Origin of the sequence: Comamonas endophytica (assembly GCF_023634805.2) — a bacterium.
Classification (GTDB): Bacteria; Pseudomonadota; Gammaproteobacteria; order Burkholderiales; family Burkholderiaceae_C; genus Comamonas; species Comamonas endophytica.
Genome location: NZ_CP106881.1, coordinates 2732865 through 2753845, shown reverse-complemented (window position 1 = coordinate 2753845; position 20981 = coordinate 2732865). Strand labels below are relative to the sequence as shown.

Below are 20981 nucleotides of genomic sequence, written 5' to 3'. Positions count from 1 at the left end.
TCCCCCGCATGCTGGACGCGCGCCGCAGTCCGCATGAAAATTGCTACGCAGCTCTGTCGCCGGCAGTCCCACGGGAGCGCCGGCCGGCCCTGCCAATTCCCTATGAACAGCTGCTTCCACGATCACCCATGACCCTGCCAGTTCTGCAATTCGTCCGCCGCGGCCAGACCGTGACACTGCGCGATGTGCCGCCCGAGCGCACGCTTCTCGAAGTCCTGCGCGAAGACCTGGGCTGCACCGGCACCAAGGAAGGCTGCGCCGAGGGCGACTGCGGCGCCTGCACCGTGGTGGTGGGCGAGCCCGAGGGAGACACGCTGCGTTACTCGGCCGTCAACAGCTGCATCCGCCTGGCGCACTCGGTGCAGGGCCTGGCGCTGTGGACCGTCGAGGACCTGGCGCGCGACCCCCTGATCGAGCGCGAGGCGCCGGCCGTCATCCATCCGGCGCAGGCCGCCATGGTCAGCTGCCACGGCTCGCAGTGCGGCTTCTGCACGCCGGGCTTCGTCATGAGCCTGTTCGGCATGTACCAGAACCGCGTATGCCAGGGCCAGAGCGTCACGCGCGAGCTGGCGCAGCACGACCTGTCGGGCAATCTGTGCCGCTGCACCGGCTACCGGCCTATTCTCGACGCGGCCCAGCAGATGGAGCAATTGCCGCGCGCGCAGGTGAACGAGGCCGCGGTACTGGCGCAGCTGCAATCGCTGAAGCCGCCAGTGCTCGGAGATGCCGCCTATCTTGCGCCGCGCAGCCTGGCCGAACTGCTGCAGGCGCGCGCCGCGCACCCCCAGGCGCAGATCGTGGCCGGCGGCACCGATGTGGGCCTGTGGGTCACCAAGCAGTTCCGTGAATTCGGCCGGGTGCTGGATGTGACGCGCGTGGCCGAGCTGCGCGAGATCAGCGACCAGGGCGAGCATCTTGCGATTGGCGCGGCCGCCACGCTGACCCAGGCCTTCGAGGCGCTCCTGGCGCTGTGGCCGCAGCTCGATGAATTCGCCGCGCGCTTCGCCGGCCTGCCGGTGCGCAATGCGGGCACGCTGGGCGGCAACGTCGCCAACGGCTCGCCGATCGGCGACTCGATGCCGCTGCTGATCGCGCTGCGCGCGCAGGTGGTGCTGGCCAGCCTGCGCGGCGAGCGCCGCCTGCCGCTGGAAGAGTTCTATACCGGCTACCGCCAGAACCAGCTGGCGGCCGACGAACTGCTGGTGCGCATCGAAGTGCCCAAGCCGCGCGCCGGTGATCTGCTGCGCGTGTACAAGGTTTCCAAGCGCACGGACGACGACATCTCCGCGGTCTGCCTGGCGATCCAGCTGACGCTGCAGGGTGGCCAAGTGCAGGCGGCGTCGATTGGCGTGGGCGGCGTGGCCGCCACGCCGGTGCGCGCGCGCGCCACCGAGGCCGTGCTGACGGGCGCTGCCTGGAACGAGACCAGCGTCGTGCGCGCCGCCGATACGCTGCGCGGCGAATTCCAGCCGCTGTCCGACATGCGCGCCAGCAGCGACTACCGGCGCGCGCTGTTGGCCCATCTGCTCGAGCGCTACTGGCGCGAGAGCACCGATACCGCAAGCCAGCTGGCCACCCTTCGCCCCCTGGCGCAAGCTGCTGCCGTTCAGAAAGCCCTGGCATGAAATCCCTCCCCTCGCTCTTTCCCGAAGCCGCTGCCGCACTGGCGGCGGCCAGCCCCGTGCCGGCCATGGGCCAGTCGCATATCCATGAGAGCGCCCAGGCCCAGGTGCTGGGCACCGCCAACTACATCGACGACCTGCCCGAACTCAAGGGCACGCTGTATGCGGCGCCGATCCTGTCGCCCGTGGCCCATGGCCGGCTGCGCGGCGTCGACAGCCAGGCGGCCGAGGCGCTGCCGGGCGTGCGCGGCGTGGTGCTGGCGGCCGATGTGCCGGGCGACCCGATCCTTGCCGCCTTCGGCCATGACGAGCCGGTGTTCGCCATCGACAGCGTGCAGCATGTGGGCCAGGTCATCGGCCTGGCCGTGGCCGACAGCCCGCGCCTGGCGCGCCGCGCCGCGCGGCTGGTGGCCTGCGACATCGAGGCGCTGCCCGCGGTGCTGGACGTGCACACCGCGCATGCGCAGCAAAGCTATGTGCTGCCACCGGTGTTCGTGCGCCGCGGCGATGCCCAGGGCGCGCTGCTGCGCAGCCCGCACCGGCTCGAAGGACGCATGGAAGTCGGCGGCCAGGAGCACTTCTATCTGGAGGGGCAGATCGCCTACGCGCTGCCGCTCGAGCAGCGCCAGTGGCATGTCTACTCCAGCACCCAGCATCCCGGCGAGGTGCAGCACTGGGTCGCGCACGCGCTGGGGCTGGACAACCACGCGGTCAAGGTCGAATGCCGGCGCATGGGCGGCGGCTTCGGCGGCAAGGAAACCCAGGCCGGGCATCTGGCCGTCTGGGCCTGCCTTGCGGCGCACAAATTCGGCGCCCCGGTCAAGCTGCGCCTTGACCGCGACGACGACTTCATGGTCACCGGCAAGCGCCACCCCTTTGCCTATGAATACGACGTGGGCTTCGACGACACCGGCCTGATCACCGGCCTGCGCCTGGAGATGCTGGCCAACTGCGGCTTCTCCGCCGACCTCTCGGGTCCGGTGGCTGACCGTGCGATCTTCCATGCCGACAACGCCTATTTCCTCAGCGACGTGGAGATCGCTTCCTACCGCTGCAAGACCAACACCCAGAGCCATACGGCCTTCCGCGGCTTTGGCGGACCGCAGGGCGTGATCGTCATCGAGGCCATCATCGGCGACATCGCGCGCCAGCTGGGCCTCGATGCGCTCGAAGTGCGCATGCGCAATCTCTATGACGCCGACCCGCAAGGCCCGCGCAGCCTCACGCACTACCAGATGCGCGTCGAGGACAACATCCTGCACGAACTGCTGCCGGCACTCGCGTCCTCGGCCGACTACCACGCGCGCCAGGCTCACATCACCGAGTGGAATGCCGGGCAGCCGATCATCAAGCGCGGGCTGGCGATGACGCCCGTGAAGTTCGGCATCAGCTTCACCGCCACGCTGTTCAACCAGGCCGGCGCGCTGGTGCATGTCTATACCGACGGCAGCGTGCAGGTGAACCATGGCGGCGCCGAGATGGGCCAGGGCCTGAACACCAAGGTGGCGCAGATCGTGGCCGACGAGCTGGGCGTGCCGCTGGCGCGCGTGCTGGTGACGGCCAGCGACACCAGCAAGATCCCGAATGCCAGCGCCACCGCGGCCTCGAGCGGCACCGACCTCAATGGCCGCGCCGCGCAGTACGCGGCGCGCACCGTGCGCAACAACCTGGCAGCCTTCGTTGCCGGGCTCGACCATTGCGGCGCGGGCGCGGTGGACTTCGCCGGCGGCTGGGTGCGCACCCCCAAGGGTGAGCGCCGCTGGGAGGAAGTGGTGGGCGAGGCCTATGCCAACCGCATCCAGCTGTGGAGCGACGGCTTCTACCGCACGCCCAAGATCCACTACGACAAGCACACGCTGACCGGCCGCCCCTTCTATTACTTCGCCTATGGCGCGGCCTGCACCGAGGTCGCGGTGGACACGCTCACGGGCGAGAGCCGCGTGCTGCGCGTGGACATCCTGCACGACGTGGGCCACAGCATCAACCCGGCGCTCGACATCGGCCAGATCGAGGGCGGCTTCGTGCAGGGCATGGGCTGGCTCACGACCGAGCAGCTGGTGTGGAACGACAAGGGCCTGCTGACGACCCACGCGCCCAGCACCTACAAGATCCCGACGGCGGGCGACATACCCGCGCATTTCCGGGTGGACCTGTGGCACGAGGCCAACCGCGAGGACAACGTCGGCGGCAGCAAGGCCGTGGGCGAGCCGCCGTTCATGCTGGCCATCAGCATATATGAGGCGCTGCGCAATGCGGTGGCGGCCAGCCGGCCGGCGGAATTGGCGCGGCAGCCGCTGGTGTTGACTGCGCCGGCGACTGCGGAGAATCTGCTGCGGGCGATGGGCAGGGTTTGAGCCTGGGACGAACGGACAGTGCAAGTGTCAACCTGAGGGCGGCCGTTCATCCTTCGACGGGCTCAGGACGAACGGATAACCCCCGTTTGCCCCGAGCCTCACCCGCCGTTCGTGCCAAGCCTCACCCGCCGTTCGTGCCGAGCCTCACCCTCCGTTCGTGCTGAGCCTGCCTGGGCGGCCCCGTCGGGGCATGAACGGCCAAGCTCAAGAGAATGGGCGCAGCATGGGTTTGTCCACGGATCTCCTATCTGCATTTCATTCCGAGGCGATCTTCTCGACAACCTCGCAATGCTCATGCACCCCGCCCCTTCCCTGCCGCTTGGCCTCATAGCACGCCATGTCGGCCGCATGCAGCAAGGCCCCCACGCTGCTTTGCGCATCCAGCACCACCAGGCCGATGCTCACGCCCAGCCAGAAGCGCTGGCCGTGGTATGACGCCTCCCAGGCACTGACCGCGGCGCACAATTGTTCGGCCTGGGCGCGGCCCTCGCGCGCGCTGGCGTCGGGCAGCAGCACCGCGAACTCGTCGCCGCCCAGGCGCGCCACCGAGCCGGGCGGCGGCACCAGGGTCTCGAGCAGCCGCGCGAAATGGCGCAGCAGCGCGTCGCCCGCGTCATGCCCGGCCATGTCGTTGACGCTGGCGAAATGGTCCAGATCCAGGAACAGCAGCACCCCGCCCTCGCCCGGCGCCTTCCGGCGTTCGTCCATCCACTGCTGCAGCCGCAGCGCAAAGGCTTCGCGGTTGGGCAGCTGCGTCAGCGCGTCGTGCCGGGCCTGCCACTGGGGGTGGGTGCGCGCCTTGCGCTGGTCGGTCACGTCGCGCACCATCCAGACCATGGTCATGCCCGCGCCCTCGCGCGGCAGCGGCCAAGCCACGCGCCGGCCCTGCATGCGCAGCCAGGCGGAGCTGCCGTCCTTGCGCATCAAACAGACCTCGCCATTGAACTGGCCGTAGGCGCGCATCTCGCCATGGATGCGTTCCATCAGCCGGAGGTACTCGGCATCGCCCGCGCAGAGCTGGCGCACGGGATAGCCCTGCAGCTCGTGCGGCGCATAGCCCAGCAGCCGCGCAGCCTGCAGGCCCAGCAGCTGTACCCGGTCGTGGCGCGTGACCACGATGGCCACCGGGGCCTCCTCCAGGATGGTCATGGTCTGGGCCTGGAAACGCGCAGCGCGCCGGGCCTGGGTATCGCGCTGGCGCGACAGCGCATGCAGCGCGCGCCACAGCACCGCGACTTCGCCCCAGGCCTGCGGCAGCGCCGGCAGGCTGGCTGGCCGGGCCGCGTCAGGCCGGGCCGCGCCAGGCCCGGCCGGGCCGCGCTGCAGCAGCTGCGCGGCGCGCGCCGTGAGTTCCATCCAGGGATGGGCCAGCAGCACCATGGCCCCGGCCGCCAGCAGCGCCAGCAGGGCCGCGCCCAGCAGCGCTGCACTGCCCAATCCGGAAACGCCCCACAGCGGCGGCGCGTCGAGCGGCGTCACGCGCACCACGAACCACTGCGGCAGCGGCATGCCGGCCAGCGTGTAGAGATAGCCGTCGCGTGTCTCGCTGGTGCCGCGCAGCTGCACCGGCAACTGCTGCTGCAGCAGGCGCAGGAAGGGCAGCCCCAGGCCGGCCTCGTCGCGCACATGGCCCAGCCAGCGTGCGGGGCTGGAGTGGGCCATGATGCCGCCATCGGGCGCCACCAGCATCAGCCGGCTCGCGGACCAGCCGTCGGCGGGCGCGGGCGGCAGCAGCGCCTGCGACGACAGGCGCATGCCACCGGCCAAGACGCCCACCACCTCGCCCGCGGCGGTGCGCAGCGGCGCGGTGAACAGCAGCCGCAGATCGTTTTCCGCCGCCTGCAGCACGGTGCCCACCAGCGGCTTGCCGCCCGAGAGCGTGCGCCGCAGCAGGTCGCGTTCGCTGGGATCGAGCGACTCCAGCGGCAGGTCCTTGCCGGCGCGCGCGTAGGCCATGACGCGGCCGTCGGCCAGCGCCACGCTCAGCGAATCGAACCAGTCGGCCAGCGGCAATTCCCGGTGCAGCGCCCGGGACAGGCCTTCGCGGTCCTGCAGGCGGATGAGCGGAATGGCATCGGCCAGCGCCAGCAGCGCTTTTTGCTGCTGCTCGACGCGCGCCGCCAGCAGGCGCGCCACGAGCTCGACCTCCTCGGCCTGCTGCGCGCCGGCGCGCGCCTGCAGCTCCTGCGCCATGCCGCGCTGCACATACCAGGCGCTGCCCGCGCCGGCCAGAAGCACGGCCAGCACCAGCAGCAGCAACAGGCTGCGCAGCACGGGCCCGATGCGGGCACGCGGCGGTGGGGGGCCCTCTTCGGAGAAGCCAAGATCGGCGTCAGGGGCCATGGGGATGGAGCAAAGCCAAAGTGCTGCCAATATAAACAGCCGCCGCTGGCCTGCCCTAGGGGTTGAACCCCAGGGATGGAGGAAACGGTTTGTAAGCCCTGCGGGCCGCGCCCGTGCGCGGCGTCAGGAAGGCTGCGGCGCGTCGGCGCCAAGGATCAGCAGCGCACGGAAGTCATTCACATTGGTGAAGGTCGGCCCGCTGATCACGAGATCGTCCAGGCCGTCGAAGTAGCTCCACGCATCGTTGCGGTCCAGATGGTCCTGCACCGACAGGCCTTGCGCCTGCGCGCGCGCCAGCGTGTCGGGCGCGACCAGTGCGCCGGCATTGTTCTCCACGCCGTCGATGCCATCGGTGTCGGCCGCCAGTGCCCAGACGCCCGGCTGGCCCTGCAGCGCCTGCGCCAGGCCCAGGCAGAACTCGCCCGCGCGCCCGCCCCGGCCCCGGGCGGCACCCGGCGCGCGCGGGCGCACCGTCACGGTGGTCTCGCCGCCGCTGAGCAGCACGCAGGGTGCCGCGAAGGGCTGGCCGCGGCGCGCCACGGCGCGCCCCAGCGCCGCGTGCACGCGCCCGACTTCGCGCGACTCGCCCTCGATCTCGTCGCTGAGCACATACGCATCGATGCCGGCGGCGCGGGCGCGGGCCGCGGCCGCCTCCAATGCCTGCTGCGGCGCCGAGATCACCGCCAACGCATGGCCTTCGAAACAGGCGCTGCCGGGCTTGGGCGTTTCCAGCGCGCCGCTTTGCAACTGCGCGCGCACCGCCTCGGGCAATTCGATGCCCAGCCGGTCGATGATCGCCAGCGCGTCGGCGCAGCTGCCGGCGTCGGCCACCGTGGGCCCGCTGGCAATCGTTGCGGGGTCGTCGCCCGGCACATCGCTGATCGTCAGCGTCACCACCTGCGCCGGCGCGCAGGCCGCGGCCAGGCGCCCGCCCTTGATGCGCGACAGGTGCTTGCGCACGCAATTCATCTCGGCGATGTCGGCGCCGCTTTCCAGCAGCTGGCGGTTGATGCGCTGCTTGTCCTCCAGCGACAGGCCCTCGGCGGGCAGCGTCAGCAGCGAGGAGCCGCCGCCCGAGATCAGGCACAGCACCAGATCGTCGGCCGTCAGCCCCTGCACCAGTCCCAGGATGCGCCCGGCAGCCTGCATGCCGGCCGCGTCGGGCACGGGATGCGCGGCCTCGACCACCTCGATGCGCTGCGCCAGGCCCGCGGGGCGCTCGGGCACGTGGTGATAGCGCGTGACGACCAGGCCGCTCAGCGGCGCATCGGCCGGCCACAGCGCCTCGACCGCCTGCGCCATGGAGGCGCCGGCCTTGCCCGCACCGATCACCACCGTGCGCCCGCGCGGCGGCGCCGGCAGGTGCGCGGCCATCGCATGCAGCGGCAGCGCGCTGCGCACCGCCGTGGCAAAGAGGTCATGAAGGAAGGCGCGCGGCGCGCGGTGCGGATCGGGCTGCGCGCTTGTCTCTGGAGGATTTGTTGTAGTCATGGCCGGTGATTGTGCATGGGTTGCGGCCATGGGTCATCACCGCACGGGAGCGCCACCCTCGTACCAGCGCTTGACCAGATCGCGTTCCTCGTCGCTGAGCGCGCCCGGGTTGCCAAAGGGCATCTTGCGCAGCACCACGACCTGCTGGTGGATCTGCGCCGCATGGCTCTTGACCTCCTCGGGCGTGTCGAGCAAAACGTTCTTCTGTGCCATCGTCGCCGTGCTGTGGCAGACCACGCAGTGCTGGGTCAGCAGCTTGCCCATCGCGTCATAGCCAGGAACGCCGGCGGCAGGCGCGGCGCCGGCCGTGGCAGCGGCCGGGGCTGCGGCAGCCGGAGCCGCGGCAGCCGGGGCTGCGGCTGCTGGAGCCGCCCTTCCGGGCGCTGCCGCGGGCCTGAGCCAGATGGCCGTGGCGATCAGCACCAGCACGCCGGCCAGCGCATAGGGCCAGGGATGGGGGTTGCGTCCGAGCTTGAAGCCATGGCGCATGACGAAGAACTGGCGGATGGCCGCGCCGGCGAACATCATCAGTATCAGCACCAGCCAGTTCTGTTCGTGGCTGTGCAGCCAGCCATAGTGGTTGGACAGCATGGCAAACAGCACCGGCAGCGTGAAATAGGTGTTGTGCACGCTGCGCTGCTTGCCGCGCTTGCCGTGGATCGGGTCGACCGGGCGGCCTGCTTTGAGATCCTTCACCATGGTGCGCTGGCCGGGAATGATCCAGAAGAACACGTTCGCGGTCATGGTGGTGGCCAGCATCGCGCCCGTCAGCAGGAAGGCTGCCTGGCCCGGGAAGATATGGCAGGCCAGCCAGGCCGCGATGCAGACCAGCACCAGCACCAGCGCGCCGACGATGGCATCGCCACGTTCGCGCTGGCCGAAGACGCGGCAGATGCCGTCATACAGCAGCCAGAACACTACCAGGAACGCCAGCGCCGCGGCAATCGCCGCGTGCGGATGCGGCGCATTGGGGTTGGAGGGGTCGACCAGGTAGATATTGGCGTTCCACAGATAGGACACCGTGAGCAGCGCGAAACCGCTGAGCCAGGTCGTATAGCTTTCCCAATAGAACCAGTGCAGATGGCCGGGCAGCTTCGGTGGCGACACCGCGAATTTGACCGGGTGGTAGAAGCCGCCACCATGCACCGCCCAGAGCTCGCCGCTCACGCCCTGCTTCTTCAGTTCCTCGTCCTCGGGCGGCGTGAGGCTGCTGTCGAGGAACACGAAATAAAACGAGGAACCGATCCAGGCAATGGCGGTAATGACATGCAGCCACCGCAGCAGCAGATTGGCCCAATCGAGAAAGTAGCTTTCCATCGCTCTCAACCCTGGCAGCGTGGGCTGCCCTGAAGGTCCACTGCCCACCACTGCGGGCGCTCTGGGCAGAAGAAGATCGCGCACCGGCGGTGGCTGAGCCACCGGCATGGGCACCGCTGCGACCAAGTCTGTACTGCACCAAGTGTATACAAAAAGTCACGAAGTGCCGTTGCACCAGCCCGGAGCGATAGGCCCGGGCTTGGTGCAGCCGGACGCATCATATTGGTGCGCATAAAGGAGAATCGCCATCCCACCAAACAACAACCGACAGTAGGTGCTTACATCATTCCTGGAGGCAACTGCCAATAATAGCTTTTCGCTATTGAATGAAGAGACGTTCATCAGTCAAATTCAATGCCGCGCAGCCCTGGTTTTCATGCCTTTCCCGTATCATTAACGAAAATACCGAACGTAGTTCCAAAAAATCGAACAGAGACATCCCCATGAGTATTCTGGAAAACGTGCAGCGCCTGTTGACGGTGTATGCCCAGGGCGTCACCGACCTGAGCTTCAGCGAGGTGGCCGAGCAGCTCGACCTGCCCAAGAGCTCCGCTTCGCACCTGCTCAACCAGATGCACCGTTTCGGCCTGCTCGAGCAGAACCCGCAGACGCGGCGCTACCGCACCAGCGCGCTGCTGGCGCAGGCATCGCATGCCCACAACCACAGCAGCTCCTGGGACGCGCAATGCTGGCAGGTGCTGGAGCAGCTGTCCGAGCGCACCGGGCTCACCGCCTATCTCTCGACCCTCAGCGGTGCGCAGACCATGGTCATCCAGCGCCTCGACGGCCGCTCGCCGGTGCAGGTGGTGTCGCCGCCCGGCTCGCTGCGCGCCGCTGGCGACACGGCCATGGGCCGCGCCCTGCTCTCGCGCCTCACGGCTGCCGAGTTCGAGCTGCTCTACGGCAGCGATGCGCAGCAGTTGCTCGAGCCGCCCAGCCAGGCCGGCCTGGCAAATACCGGTGCGCTGGCCGAGGAGGTGGCGCTGGCCCGGCGCCAGCAGCATGCGGTGCTGGTCGATGCGGCGCTGCCCGGCGTCGGTGCGATTGCCGCCGCGGTGCGCCATCCGGTCAGCGGCGAGCTGCGCGGCTTCTGCCTGTCTTTCGTCGCCGGTGTCCATGCGCCCATGGATGCGCCCTCTCTCAACCAGTACCGCCAGCTGATGCTCGACGAGGTCGGCGCACTGGGGCGCCGCGTCAGCGACCGCTACTGGAGCGAACCCGCACTGCCTGCCGCGCAGTGGTCCACTTCCCTGTGAAGCCTTTCACCATGCAACTTCTTCTTCTGAGCAACTCCAGCAGCCCGCAGGGCTTCCTGACCCACGCGCTGCCCGACATCCGGCAATGGGCCGGCCCCGCGCCCGAGAACGCCAGCGTGCTGTTCGTGCCCTATGCCGGCGTCACGCGCACCTGGGACGAATACGAGACCCTGGTCGCCGATGCGCTGCGCCCCACGGGCCTGGCCGTGCGCTCGCTGCACCGCGAAGCTGCGCCCCTGGCGGCCATTGCCGGCGCCACGCATATCGTGGTGGGCGGCGGCAATACCTTCGCCCTGGTGCGCCAGCTGCGCCAGACCGGCCAGCTGGCCGCCATTGCCGAGCGCGTGCGTTCGGGCGGCGCACGCTACCTGGGCTGGAGCGCCGGCGCCAACCTCGCCTGCCCGCGCCTTTGCACCAGCAACGACATGCCGATCGTCGATCCGCTGGGCTTCGACACGCTGGGCCTGGTGCCATTCCAGATCAACCCGCACTACACCGAAGCCCACCCCGAAGGCCACCGCGGCGAGACCCGCCAGCAGCGGCTGCGCGAATTCGCGCTGCTCAACCCGGGTGTTCCGGTGCTGGGCCTGCCCGAAGGCACCGGCGTGCGCATCGACGGCGACAGCCGCACCCTGCTGGGTGACCCGCAGACCCCCGCCCGCTGGTTCACCGGCGTGCAAGCCCCGGCGCTGCTGCCCATGGGCTCCTGGAAATCCTGAAATCCTGAAGATCCGATCCATGAAATACGTCTCCCAATTCATCGACCTGCTGTCCAGCCCCCAGGTCAGCGGCGAAAGCATTGCCGAATACCTGCGCGGCTTCGGCATCGGCAGCATCACCGTCACTCCGGTCAGCCAGGACGGCCTGTCCACCGACTTCATCCACATCGAGATCCCCGGCAGCAACCCCGAGGCGCCGCGCCTGGGCATTGTCGGCCGCCTGGGCGGCGTGGGCGCGCGCCCGAGCGTCACCGGCCTGGTCTCGGACAGCGACGGTGCCGTCGTGGCGCTGGCGGCCGCCGCGCATCTGATGGAGATGCACAACCGCGGCGACGTGCTGGAAGGCACCGTGGTCGTCACCACCCATATCTGCCCGCGCGCCGGCACCCGCCCGCACCACCCGGTGCCGATGATGAAGTCGCCCTTCGCGATGCGCGAAATGATGCGCCATGAGGTCAGCGCGCGCATGGACGCGATCCTGGCCGTGGACACCACGCGCGGCAACCGCCTGGTGAACCAGCGCGGCGTGGCGCTGACGCCCGTCGCCAAGCAGGGCTACCTGCTGCCCATCCCCGATCTGATGCTGGACCTGATGGGCTGGGTCAGCGGCGAGCTGCCGCTGACGCTGCCGCTGACCACGCAGGACATCACGCCCTATGAAAACGGCCTGCCGCATGTGAACTCGATCATGCAGCCGACCATTGCCACCGATGCCCCCGTGGTCGGCGTGGCGCTCACGGCCCAGACCACCGTGCCGGGCTGCGCCACCGGCGTGACCAATGCCTGGGACACCGATGTCGCGATGCGCTTTTGCATCGAGGTGGCGAAGATGTTCGGCGCGGGCAAGCTGCCTTTCGTGCATGCCGAGCACTGGGCGCAGCTGCAGGCGCGCTACGGCTCGCTGGCGCACCTGCAGACCGTCGGCAATGCGCCGGCCGGCGCCTGAGGAGAGCGCGATGTCCCGCCGCATTGCCTTCTTCACCATCGGCGAATCGCCGCGCTCCGATGTCGTGCCCGAGATGGCGCGCTGCCTGGGCGAGCATGTGCACATCGACGAGTTCGGCGTGCTGGACGGCCTGGACGAGGCGCAGCGCGCCGAGCTCGCGCCGCGCGCCGGCAGCCACCGCTTCGCGACGCGGCTGCGCAGCGGCGCGCAGATCGAGCTCGATCACCACAAGACCGAGGCCAGGCTGGCAGCGCTGATGCAGCAGGCCGACGACAAGGGCTATGACGTGCTGGTGCCGCTGTGCACCGGCACCCTGATCCCGCGCATGCGCAGCCTGGTGGTCGAGCCGCAGCAGGTGGTGGACCACCATGTGGCGGCGCTGTCGGCGCACTGCACGACGCTGGGCCTGATCGTGCCGCTGGCCGCCCAGGTCGAGACCTTCCACCTGGCCCAGCCCGTGGCCTGCGCGGTACAGACCGTGCATGCCTCGCCTTACGAATCCGACCCCGTGGCCGCGGCCGCAGCGTTCGACGCCGCCGGCCGCGCGCTGGCCGGCTGCGACCTGATCGTCATGCACTGCATGGGCTACAGCCAGGCCATGCGCGAACGCGTGGCCCGGGCCAGCGGCCGGCCGACGCTGCTATCCAACCGCATCGTGGCGGATGCGCTGGGGCAGCTGCTGGCTTGAGCAAAACGTTCGTGGTGAGCCTGTCGAACCATGAAGGGCCTGGTTTCCTTGAGAGCCGGCCTTTCATCCTTCGACAAGCTCAGGACGAACGGACCAAAACGTTCGTGGTGAGCTTCGTCGAAACGGAAAAGGCCCGCACTCTTGAGAGCCGGCCCTTCATCCTTCGACAGGCTCAGGACGAACGGACCAAAACGTTCGTGGTGAGCTTCGTCGAAACAGGAAAGGCCCGCACTCTTGAGAGCCGGCCCTTCATCTTCGGCAAGCTCAGGGCGAACGGATGAAAACGTTCGTGGTGAGCCTGTCGAACCATGAAGGGCCTGCACTCATGAAAGCGCGCCCTTCATGCATCGACAGGTGAGGACGAACACATTTCCCCCTGTTTTTTCACTGTGAGCCTTGAGGAATTCCTTATGTCGATTCGTCCCCTGATCCACGCCGGCGTCTGCGCCCTGACCCTGGCCACCACCGCCCTGGGTTCCACCGCGGCCCTGGCCCAATGGAAGCCAGAGCGGCCCGTCAAGCTGCTGGTCGGTTTCGCACCGGGCGGCTCCGCCGACACGCTGGCGCGCCTGATCGCCGATCCGCTGAGCCGCAAGCTGGGCCAGCCGGTGGTGGTCGAGAACATTCCCGGTGCGGGCGGCAACATCATGGCCCAGCGCCTGTCCACCGCGCCCGCCGACGGCTACACCCTGGGCATGGGCGCCGCGGGTTCGATGTCGGTGACCTTCCACCTGAACCCCTCGGCCACCAAGTACAAGCCCGAGAGCTTCGCACCCGTGACGCTGCTGGCGACCCAGCCGAACGTGGTCATCGTCAACAACAACGTGCCCGCAACGAACATCAACGAGCTCAAGAGCTACATCCAGAAGAACCCGCAGGCCAGCTATGGCATTGCCGGCATCGGCATCTCCAACCACCTGATCGCCGAGTCGATGCTCAGCCGCATGGGCGTGAAGATGGAAGCCGTGGCCTACAAGGGCGCCGCCCCCGTGATCACCGACCTGCTGGGCGGCCACATCGCCATGACCGTCGACAACATCACCACCGCGGCTGCCCTGGTCAAGGAAGGCAAGGTCAAGGCCGTGGGCGTGACCACCGCCAAGCGCGCGCCCCAACTGCCCAGCGTGCCCACGCTGCAGGAGCAGGGCATCGCCAACTTCGACATGCCGACCTGGCAAGGCCTGTTCGCGCCCGCCGGCCTGCCTGCGGACGTGATGAAGACCTACTACCAGGCCGTGCAGGAAGTGCTCAAGGACCCCGCCACGCATGAAAAGATGGCGCTGCTGGGCTCCGAGCCCGTGCCTGGCGTGTCTTCGGCGGACTTCGTGAAATATCTGGCGAAGGACCGCCAGCAGTGGGCGCAGACCATCAAGGCCGCCAACATCCAGCCCCAGTGATCGTCAAGACTGCGAGCAAAAACCGTTCGTGGTGCGCTTGTCGAACCATGGACGGCCTAGTCTCAAAATAGACCACAGGCCCTTCATGCTTCGACCGGGCCGCGCAGGCAGGCTCGGCACGAACGGATATCAGGGGCTATTAGTTCGGTCGCCGCTGCAATAGCTGCGCTGCCACCGCCACCGCGATCACCTCCGGCTCCTTGCCCGTGATTCCCGGCAGGCCGATCGGGCAGGTGACCTGATCGAGTTCCTGTTCGGTGAAGCCGCGCTGCGCCAGGCGGCGGCGGAATACCGCCCATTTGGTGGCGCTGCCGATCAGGCCGATGAAATCCAGGTCGGCGCGTTGGCGCTGGCGCTGCAGGCAGGCGGCCACCACCTCCAGGTCCTCGGCATGGCTGAAGCTCATGATCAGCACCTGCGAATGCGGTGCAAGGCCGGCCACCGCGCCTTCCACGGGCGCCGAATGCTCGCAGGCCACGCCGCTGCCCTCCTGCAGCCAGCGCGGCGCGAACACCGCGTCGCGGCTGTCGATCCACATCAGGCGGCAGGGCAGCCGCGCCAGCAGTTCCACCAGGGCATGGCCCACATGGCCGGCGCCGAACAGCGCCACCTGCAGCGCGGGCGCCAGGCGTTCGGCACTGCGTGACGCCAGCGCGCGCAACGCGCCGGTACCGCCCTGCGCCAGCGGCGTGAAGCGCAACCACACCACGCCGCCGCAGCACTGGCCCAGGCTCGGGCCCAGCGCAAAGCGCTGCTCGAAGCCATCCCCGCCCTGGGCCACCAGCGCACGCGCCTGCGCCGTGGCGTCGAATTCCAGATGCCCGCCGCCGATCGTGCCGGCCAGCGCGTCGGCCGTCACCAGCATCCAGGTCCCGGCCTCGCGCGGCACCGAGCCTTCGGTGCGGATGACCTCGACCCAGCAGCCGGATGCTTTGGCCAGATGTTCGCAGGCTGTATTCAATGTACTCAACTGAAAATCCTTCCCGGCTTTGCCAGCGCGGTGCATGGTCTTGCCTGACTTTGCCCTGGACTGCCAGGCTTTCAGGATAACCTTGCAGCATGCCCGATCAGCGTTCCTCTTCTTCGCCCTCCTCCCCACGCAAGCGCCCCTGGCTCTGGGGCAGCCTGATGGCCGCCGTCGCCTCGCTGGTGGCCGGCTGCAAGTCGCCCTCCGCGCCGCGCGCGCCTGCGCCAAGCCCCGCGCAACAGGGCCAGGCCAGCGGCCGGCCCGCGCCTTCCGATGCCGCCACGCCGCGCGCCTATCGCCAGGATGGCGCCAGGCACCTGTATGCGCTCAACGCGCAGCGCATCTACAAGGGCCAGCTGCCGCCGGTCCTGTATGCCGTGGGCACGCTGGAAATCGACATCGACCGCCAGGGCCGCGTGCAGCGCCTGCACTGGCTGCGCGCGCCGCGCCACGCGCCGGAGGTGATTGCCGAGATCGAGCGCACGGCGCGCGCCGCCGCGCCCTATCCGGTGCCGGCACGGCTGGGCAAGGTCACTTATATCGATACCTGGCTTTGGGACAAGTCGGGGAAGTTCCAGCTGGATACGCTGACGGAGGGGCAACTCTAGAGGACAGGACGCTCACCCTTCGATCCTTCGACAGGCTCAGGATCAGGGCGAACGGTGTCTTATCCGTTCGTCCTGAGCCTGTCGAAGGATGGACGGCCCCACCTCAAGAAAATACTGGGCGCCAATCAAAGCCCTCAGTACATCTCAGATCACGACCCCCTGTAAGTCGAGTAACTCCACGGACTCACCAGCAGCGGCACATGGTAATGCTGGTCCACATGCGCCACGCCGAAATCCAGGCTCACACGGTCCAGAAAACTCGGCTCCGGCAGCGCCACGCCGCGCGCCTTGAAATACGCGCCCACATCGAAACTCAAGCGGTAGGTGCCGGCTTCCAGGCTGGCGTTGTCCACCAGTGGCCCCTCGGTGCGCCCATCGGCGTTGAGCACGAACTGGCGCAGCAGCGTCGCCTGCTCGCCCTCGGTGCGGTAGAAGGAAACGGCCATGCCGGCTGCCGGGCAGCCATGCATGGTGTCGAGAACGTGGGTGCTCAGGCCCATGGGAATCTCCAGAAAGGCAAAGGCCCTGCCGGTCGGCGGCCCGCTGCGCAAAATTGTATACAATTTTCCCATGCCATCCACGCCCACCCTCAGCATCGCGCAGGCGCTGACCCGCGCCATCGTGGAGCACCGCCTGCGTCCCGGCATGAAGCTCGGCGAACAGAAGCTGGCCGACCACTTCGGCGTGTCGCGCACGCTGGTGCGCCAGGCGCTGTTCCAGCTCACGCAGAACCGGCTGGTCACGCTGGAGCCGGCGCGCGGCGCCTTTGTCTCCACGCCCTCGGTGCAGGAGGCGCACGAGGTGTTTGCCGTGCGCCGCATGCTCGAGAGCGAAATGACACGCGCCTTCGTCGCCGATGTCACGCCCGCGAAGATCGCCGCGCTGCGCGCCCATGTGGCGGCGGAGCAGACAGCGCTCGATGGCAGCGATGCCAGCGAGCGCACCGAGCTGCTGGGCGACTTCCACGTGCGCATGGCCGAGCTCATGGGCAACGAGGTGCTGGCGCAGTTGCTGGGCGACCTGAATTCGCGCTGCGCGCTGATCATGCTGATGTACCAGTCGGCCTCGGCCGCCGCGCACTCGCACGAGGAGCATGCGCAGATCGTCGAGGCGCTGGCGGCGCGCGACGCCGACCTGGCCGTGCGCCTGATGCAGGAACATTTATTGCATGTCGAGGCCGGCCTGGCCTTCGACCACGAACTGCCGGCCAGCGACCTGCCCCTGTCCTCTCTTTTGCCCTGAACGCATGCTGTACGACGCCACCGCCCCCTATCCCCGTGACCTTGTGGGCTACGGCCGCAAGCCGCTCCATGCCCAGTGGCCGGGCCAGGCCCGCATCGCGGTGCAGTTCGTGCTGAACTACGAGGAAGGCGGCGAGAACAGCGTGCTGCATGGCGACCCGGCCAGCGAGCAGTTCCTGTCGGAAATGTTCAATCCCGCCGCCTATCCCGAGCGCCACATGAGCATGGAGGGCATCTACGAATACGGCTCGCGCGCCGGCGTGTGGCGGCTGCTGCGCGAGTTCGAGAAGCGCGGCCTGCCTTTGACGGTGTTCGGCGTGGCCAGCGCGCTGCAGCGCCACCCGGACGTGACCCAGGCCTTTGTCGAATTGGGCCACGAGGTGGCCTGCCACGGCCTCAAGTGGATCCACTACCAGGGCGTGCCCGAGGAGATCGAGCGTGCCCATCTGCGGCAGGCGATGGAGATCTTCCAGCAGCTGTTCGGCAGCCGCGCCGAACACGGCCTGGGCTGGTACACCGGGCGCGACAGCCCCAACACCCACCGCCTGGTGGCCGATTTCGGCGGCTTTGCCTACGACAGCGACTACTACGGCGACGACCTGCCGTTCTGGATGAAAGTCGCCAAAAGCGACGGCAGCACGGCGCGCCAGCTGATCGTGCCCTACACGCTGGACTGCAACGACATGCGCTTTGCGCTGCCCCAGGGCTACTCGCATGCCGACCCGTTCTTCCAATACCTCAAGGACAGCTTCGACGTGCTCTATGCCGAAGGCGACCCCGAGGGCGACAACGCGCCGAAGATGATGAGCATCGGCATGCACTGCCGGCTGCTGGGCCGCCCCGGGCGCATCACGGCGCTGCAGCGCTTTCTCGACCATATACAGCAGCACCGGAACGTCTGGGTCTGCCGCCGCATCGACATCGCCCGCCACTGGGTCCAGGCCCACCCTTGCCAAGATTGAATCTCATGCCCCTGACGCTGGAACAACTGAACCAGGCCGATCCCGCTTCGGCCCTTGCATTGCTCGACGGCCTGTACGAGCACTCGCCCTGGATTGCCGCGGCGGCGCTGGCCGAGCGGCCCTTCCGCTCGCTGGAGCATCTGAAGCACAGCATGGCCCAGGTGCTGGCGGCCGCGTCGCCGCAGGCGAAGCTGGAACTGATCCGCGCCCACCCCGAGCTGGCGGGCAAGGCCATGGTCGCGCGCAGCCTCACGGCCGAATCGACCAATGAGCAGAACCGCGCCGGGCTCACGCAATGCTCGCTGGAGGAATTCACGCGCATCCAGCAGCTCAATGCCGACTACAACGCGCGCTTCGGCTTTCCCTTCATCCTGGCGGTGCGCGGCCCGCGCGGCCAGGGGCTGCGCAAGCAGGAGATCATCGACACCTTTGCGCGGCGCCTGCAGCACCACCCGGACTTCGAGCGCGAGGAGGCGCTGCGCAATATCCACCGCATCGCCGAGATCCGCCTGAACGACAAGTTCGGCGCCGAGCCCGTGCTGGGCAACGATGTCTGGGACTGGCAGGAAGCGCTGGCCGAATACTCCGACCCTGGCTTTGCCGAAAAGGGCCAGCTCACCGTCACCTATCTCACCGACGCGCACCGCGCCTGCGCCGAGCGCATCGCCGGCTGGATGCGCGACTGCGGCTTCGACGAGGTCGGCATCGACGCCGTGGGCAATGTCGTGGGCCGCTACCACCCCAGCAGCGCGGACGGCCGCTATCTGCTCACCGGCAGCCATTACGACACCGTGCGCAACGGCGGCAAGTACGACGGCCGCCTGGGCATCGTGGTGCCCATGGCCTGCGTGCGCGCGCTGCACCGCCAGGGCCGGCGGCTGCCCATCGGCATCGAGGTCGTGGCGTTCTCCGAGGAGGAAGGCCAGCGCTACAAGGCCACCTTCCTGGCCTCGAGCGCGCTGATCGGTGCCTTCAAAGCCGAATGGCTGGAACAAAAGGATGCCGACGGCATCACCATGCGCGCGGCCATGCTGCACGCGGGCCTGAACCCCGACGACATTCCCGCGCTGCGGCGCGATCCGGCGCACTACCTGGGTTTTGTCGAAGTGCATATCGAACAGGGCCCGGTGCTCACCGAGCTGGACCTGCCGCTGGGCGTCGTCACCTCGATCAACGGCGGCGTGCGCTATCTGTGCGAGATGACCGGCATGGCCAGCCATGCGGGCACCACGCCGATGAACCGTCGGCGCGACGCGGCCGTGGGGGTGGCGGAACTCGCGCTCTATGCCGAGCAGCGCGCCGCGCGCGACGGCGACTCGGTCGCCACCATCGGCCAGCTGCAGGTGCCCAATGGCTCGATCAATGTCGTGCCGGGGCGCTGCCTGTTCAGCCTGGACATGCGCGCCCCCACGGACGCGCAGCGCGATGCGCTGGTGGCCGACATCCTGGCCGAGATGGAGTCCATCGCCGCGCGCCGCGGCCTGCGCAGCAGCTGCGAGCGCGCGATGGCCGTGGCCGCGGCGCCCAGCGATCCGGGCCTGCAGCAGCACTGGGAGCGCGCCGTCGAGGCGCTGGGTCTGCCGGTGTTCCGCATGCCCAGCGGAGCCGGCCACGACGCGATGAAGCTGCATGAAATCATGCCCCAGGCCATGCTGTTCGTGCGCGGCCTCAATGGCGGCATCAGCCACAACCCGCTGGAAAGCACGACGGCCAACGACATGCAGCTGGCGGTCGATGCCTTCACCCATGTTCTCGAACAACTGAGCCAGGAAGCCCCATGAGCCACGCCACGACCTACGCCGCACTCGACGCCTGGATCGACCAGCATTTCGACGAGCAGGTGCGGTTCCTGCAGGCGCTGGTGCAGGTGCCCACCGACACCCCGCCCGGCAACAACGCGCCGCATGCCGAGCGCACCGCCGAGCTGCTGCAGGACTTCGGAATGCAGGCCGAGAAGCACGCCGTGCCGGCCGAGGAAGTCGAGGCCTATGGCATGCAGTCGATCACCAATCTGATCGTGCGCCGGCCCTACGGCCCCGAAGGCTCGGGCCGCACGATTGCGCTCAATGCGCATGGCGATGTGGTGCCGCCGGGCGAAGGCTGGAGCCGCGATCCCTATGGCGCGCAGATCGAGGACGGCAGGCTCTATGGCCGCGCCGCCGCTGTCAGCAAGAGCGATTTCGCCAGCTTCACCTATGCGGTGCGCGCGCTGGAGGCCGTGGCCCGGCCGCCCAAGGGCACCGTGGAGCTGCACTTCACCTATGACGAGGAATTCGGCGGCGAACTGGGCCCTGGGTGGCTTTTGAAGAATCAGCTCACCAAACCCGATCTAATGATTGCCGCAGGCTTCAGCTACGAGGTGGTGACGGCGCACAACGGCTGCCTGCAGATGGAAGTCACGGTGCACGGCAAGATGGCGCACGCCGCCGTGCCGCATACCGGCGTCGATGCGCTGCAGGCCGCGGTGGCCTTGATGAACGCGCTGTATGCCGAGAATGCGAAATACAAGCAGATCACGTCTGCCGTGCCAGGCATCACCCATCCCTATCTGAACATCGGGCGCATCGAGGGCGGGACCAATACCAATGTCGTGCCGGGGAAGGTCCAGCTCAAGCTCGACCGGCGCATGATTCCCGAGGAGAACCCGCAGGAAGTCGAGGCCAGCATCCGCGCGGTGATGGTCCGGGCCGTGGCCGATTTCAACCAGTTGCAGGGCCTCGAAGGCGAGGATGCCGTGCGCATCGATATCAAGCGCCTGCTGCTGGCCCAGGCTATGACGCCTCTGGCGGGCAACCAGCCGCTGGTCGACGCGCTGCAGCAGCATGGCGAGGCCGTGTTCGGCGAGAAGCCTCCCGCCGTGGGCACGCCGCTCTATACCGATGTGCGCCTGTATGTCGCACATGGCATTCCCGGCGTGATCTATGGCGCCGGGCCGCGCACGGTGCTGGAATCGCACGCCAAGCGCGCGGACGAGCGCCTGGAGCTTGAGGATCTGCGCGGAGCGACCAAGGTCATTGCGCGCAGCTTGCACGATCTGTTGGGGTAAGAGTGCAGCAGGCCAGGGCACTGG

At 68.5% G+C, this 20981-nt stretch carries 18 protein-coding genes; 13 read left to right on the top strand and 5 right to left on the bottom strand.

The genetic code is table 11. The features are described 5' to 3' along the window. Positions 1–128: 128 nt before the first annotated feature. Together xdhA and xdhB are read left to right on the top strand one after the other, a co-directional pair. Entirely contained in the window at positions 129–1625 is a 1497-nt protein-coding gene (gene xdhA, locus M9799_RS12490; RefSeq protein WP_231041999.1) for a xanthine dehydrogenase small subunit, read from the top strand. Then, a complete protein-coding gene (xdhB, locus tag M9799_RS12485) occupies positions 1622–3976 on the top strand; it encodes a xanthine dehydrogenase molybdopterin binding subunit (protein ID WP_377008172.1) in 2355 nt (784 codons plus the stop codon). Before xdhA ends, xdhB begins: the two co-directional genes overlap by 4 nt. A 255-nt stretch (positions 3977–4231) precedes the next feature. Here xdhB and M9799_RS12480 read toward each other — a convergent pair whose 3' ends face one another. The 3 genes from M9799_RS12480 to M9799_RS12470 all read right to left on the bottom strand — a co-directional run bounded on the left by M9799_RS12480 (position 4232) and on the right by M9799_RS12470 (position 9127). Next, a complete protein-coding gene (locus tag M9799_RS12480; protein WP_231041998.1) occupies positions 4232–6319 on the bottom strand; it encodes a sensor domain-containing diguanylate cyclase in 2088 nt (695 codons plus the stop codon). Between the two features lie 123 nt (positions 6320–6442). Beyond that, positions 6443–7810, bottom strand: coding sequence for a glycerate kinase type-2 family protein (locus M9799_RS12475; protein ID WP_231041997.1), 1368 nt, complete (start codon positions 7808–7810; stop codon positions 6443–6445). A 36-nt stretch (positions 7811–7846) separates the two neighbouring features. Further along, a complete protein-coding gene (locus M9799_RS12470; RefSeq protein WP_231041996.1) occupies positions 7847–9127 on the bottom strand; it encodes a urate hydroxylase PuuD in 1281 nt (426 codons plus the stop codon). Positions 9128–9570: 443 nt separating this feature from the next. Here M9799_RS12470 and M9799_RS12465 point away from each other — a divergent pair, with 443 nt between their 5' ends. The 6 genes from M9799_RS12465 (at position 9571) to M9799_RS12440 (ending at position 14133) form a co-directional block, all read left to right on the top strand. Continuing rightward, complete coding sequence (locus M9799_RS12465; RefSeq protein WP_231041995.1) at positions 9571–10383, top strand: IclR family transcriptional regulator; 813 nt, start codon at positions 9571–9573, stop codon at positions 10381–10383. A gap of 11 nt (positions 10384–10394) precedes the next feature. Next, positions 10395–11102 carry a dipeptidase PepE gene (gene pepE, locus M9799_RS12460; protein ID WP_231041994.1) on the top strand — a complete coding sequence of 236 codons (708 nt, stop codon included), beginning with the start codon at positions 10395–10397 and terminating at the stop codon, positions 11100–11102. Between the two features lie 19 nt (positions 11103–11121). Continuing rightward, on the top strand, positions 11122–12048 hold the full coding sequence (locus M9799_RS12455) for a DUF1177 domain-containing protein (RefSeq protein WP_231041993.1): 927 nt from the start codon (positions 11122–11124) through the stop codon (positions 12046–12048). Positions 12049–12058: 10 nt separating this feature from the next. Next, entirely contained in the window at positions 12059–12736 is a 678-nt protein-coding gene (locus M9799_RS12450) for an AroM family protein (protein ID WP_231041992.1), read from the top strand. Continuing rightward, positions 12733–13017 carry a hypothetical protein gene (locus tag M9799_RS12445; RefSeq protein ID WP_231041991.1) on the top strand — a complete coding sequence of 95 codons (285 nt, stop codon included), beginning with the start codon at positions 12733–12735 and terminating at the stop codon, positions 13015–13017. Before M9799_RS12450 ends, M9799_RS12445 begins: the two co-directional genes overlap by 4 nt. A 129-nt stretch (positions 13018–13146) precedes the next feature. Then, the gene (locus M9799_RS12440; protein ID WP_231041990.1) at positions 13147–14133 is read left to right on the top strand and encodes a Bug family tripartite tricarboxylate transporter substrate binding protein; all 987 of its coding nucleotides are present in this window, start codon (positions 13147–13149) and stop codon (positions 14131–14133) included. Positions 14134–14272: 139 nt separating this feature from the next. On the opposite strand, the gene xdhC is transcribed toward M9799_RS12440, so the two are convergent. Next, a complete protein-coding gene (gene xdhC / locus M9799_RS12435) occupies positions 14273–15103 on the bottom strand; it encodes a xanthine dehydrogenase accessory protein XdhC (RefSeq protein ID WP_377008164.1) in 831 nt (276 codons plus the stop codon). Positions 15104–15192: 89 nt separating this feature from the next. On the opposite strand from xdhC, the gene M9799_RS12430 reads away from it, so the two are divergent. Then, positions 15193–15708: a hypothetical protein gene (locus tag M9799_RS12430; RefSeq protein WP_231041989.1), complete on the top strand. Its 516-nt coding sequence runs from the start codon at positions 15193–15195 to the stop codon at positions 15706–15708. A gap of 149 nt (positions 15709–15857) precedes the next feature. Here the strand turns inward: M9799_RS12430 and uraH are convergent, their stop codons facing one another. Next, entirely contained in the window at positions 15858–16208 is a 351-nt protein-coding gene (gene uraH / locus M9799_RS12425; protein ID WP_231041988.1) for a hydroxyisourate hydrolase, read from the bottom strand. 70 nt (positions 16209–16278) lie between these two features. On the opposite strand from uraH, the gene M9799_RS12420 reads away from it, so the two are divergent. The 4 genes from M9799_RS12420 to M9799_RS12405 are packed head-to-tail and all read left to right on the top strand — an operon-like array spanning position 16279 to position 20957. Further along, positions 16279–16950: a GntR family transcriptional regulator gene (locus tag M9799_RS12420; protein ID WP_231041987.1), complete on the top strand. Its 672-nt coding sequence runs from the start codon at positions 16279–16281 to the stop codon at positions 16948–16950. Positions 16951–16954: 4 nt separating this feature from the next. Then, positions 16955–17911 (top strand): allantoinase PuuE, encoded by a 957-nt coding sequence (gene puuE, locus M9799_RS12415; RefSeq protein ID WP_231041986.1) that lies wholly within the window; start codon positions 16955–16957, stop codon positions 17909–17911. Between the two features lie 5 nt (positions 17912–17916). Beyond that, the gene (gene uraD, locus M9799_RS12410) at positions 17917–19692 is read left to right on the top strand and encodes a 2-oxo-4-hydroxy-4-carboxy-5-ureidoimidazoline decarboxylase (RefSeq protein ID WP_231041985.1); all 1776 of its coding nucleotides are present in this window, start codon (positions 17917–17919) and stop codon (positions 19690–19692) included. Beyond that, complete coding sequence (locus M9799_RS12405) at positions 19689–20957, top strand: M20 family metallopeptidase (protein ID WP_231041984.1); 1269 nt, start codon at positions 19689–19691, stop codon at positions 20955–20957. Before uraD ends, M9799_RS12405 begins: the two co-directional genes overlap by 4 nt. The last annotated feature ends 24 nt before the right edge of the window (positions 20958–20981 follow it).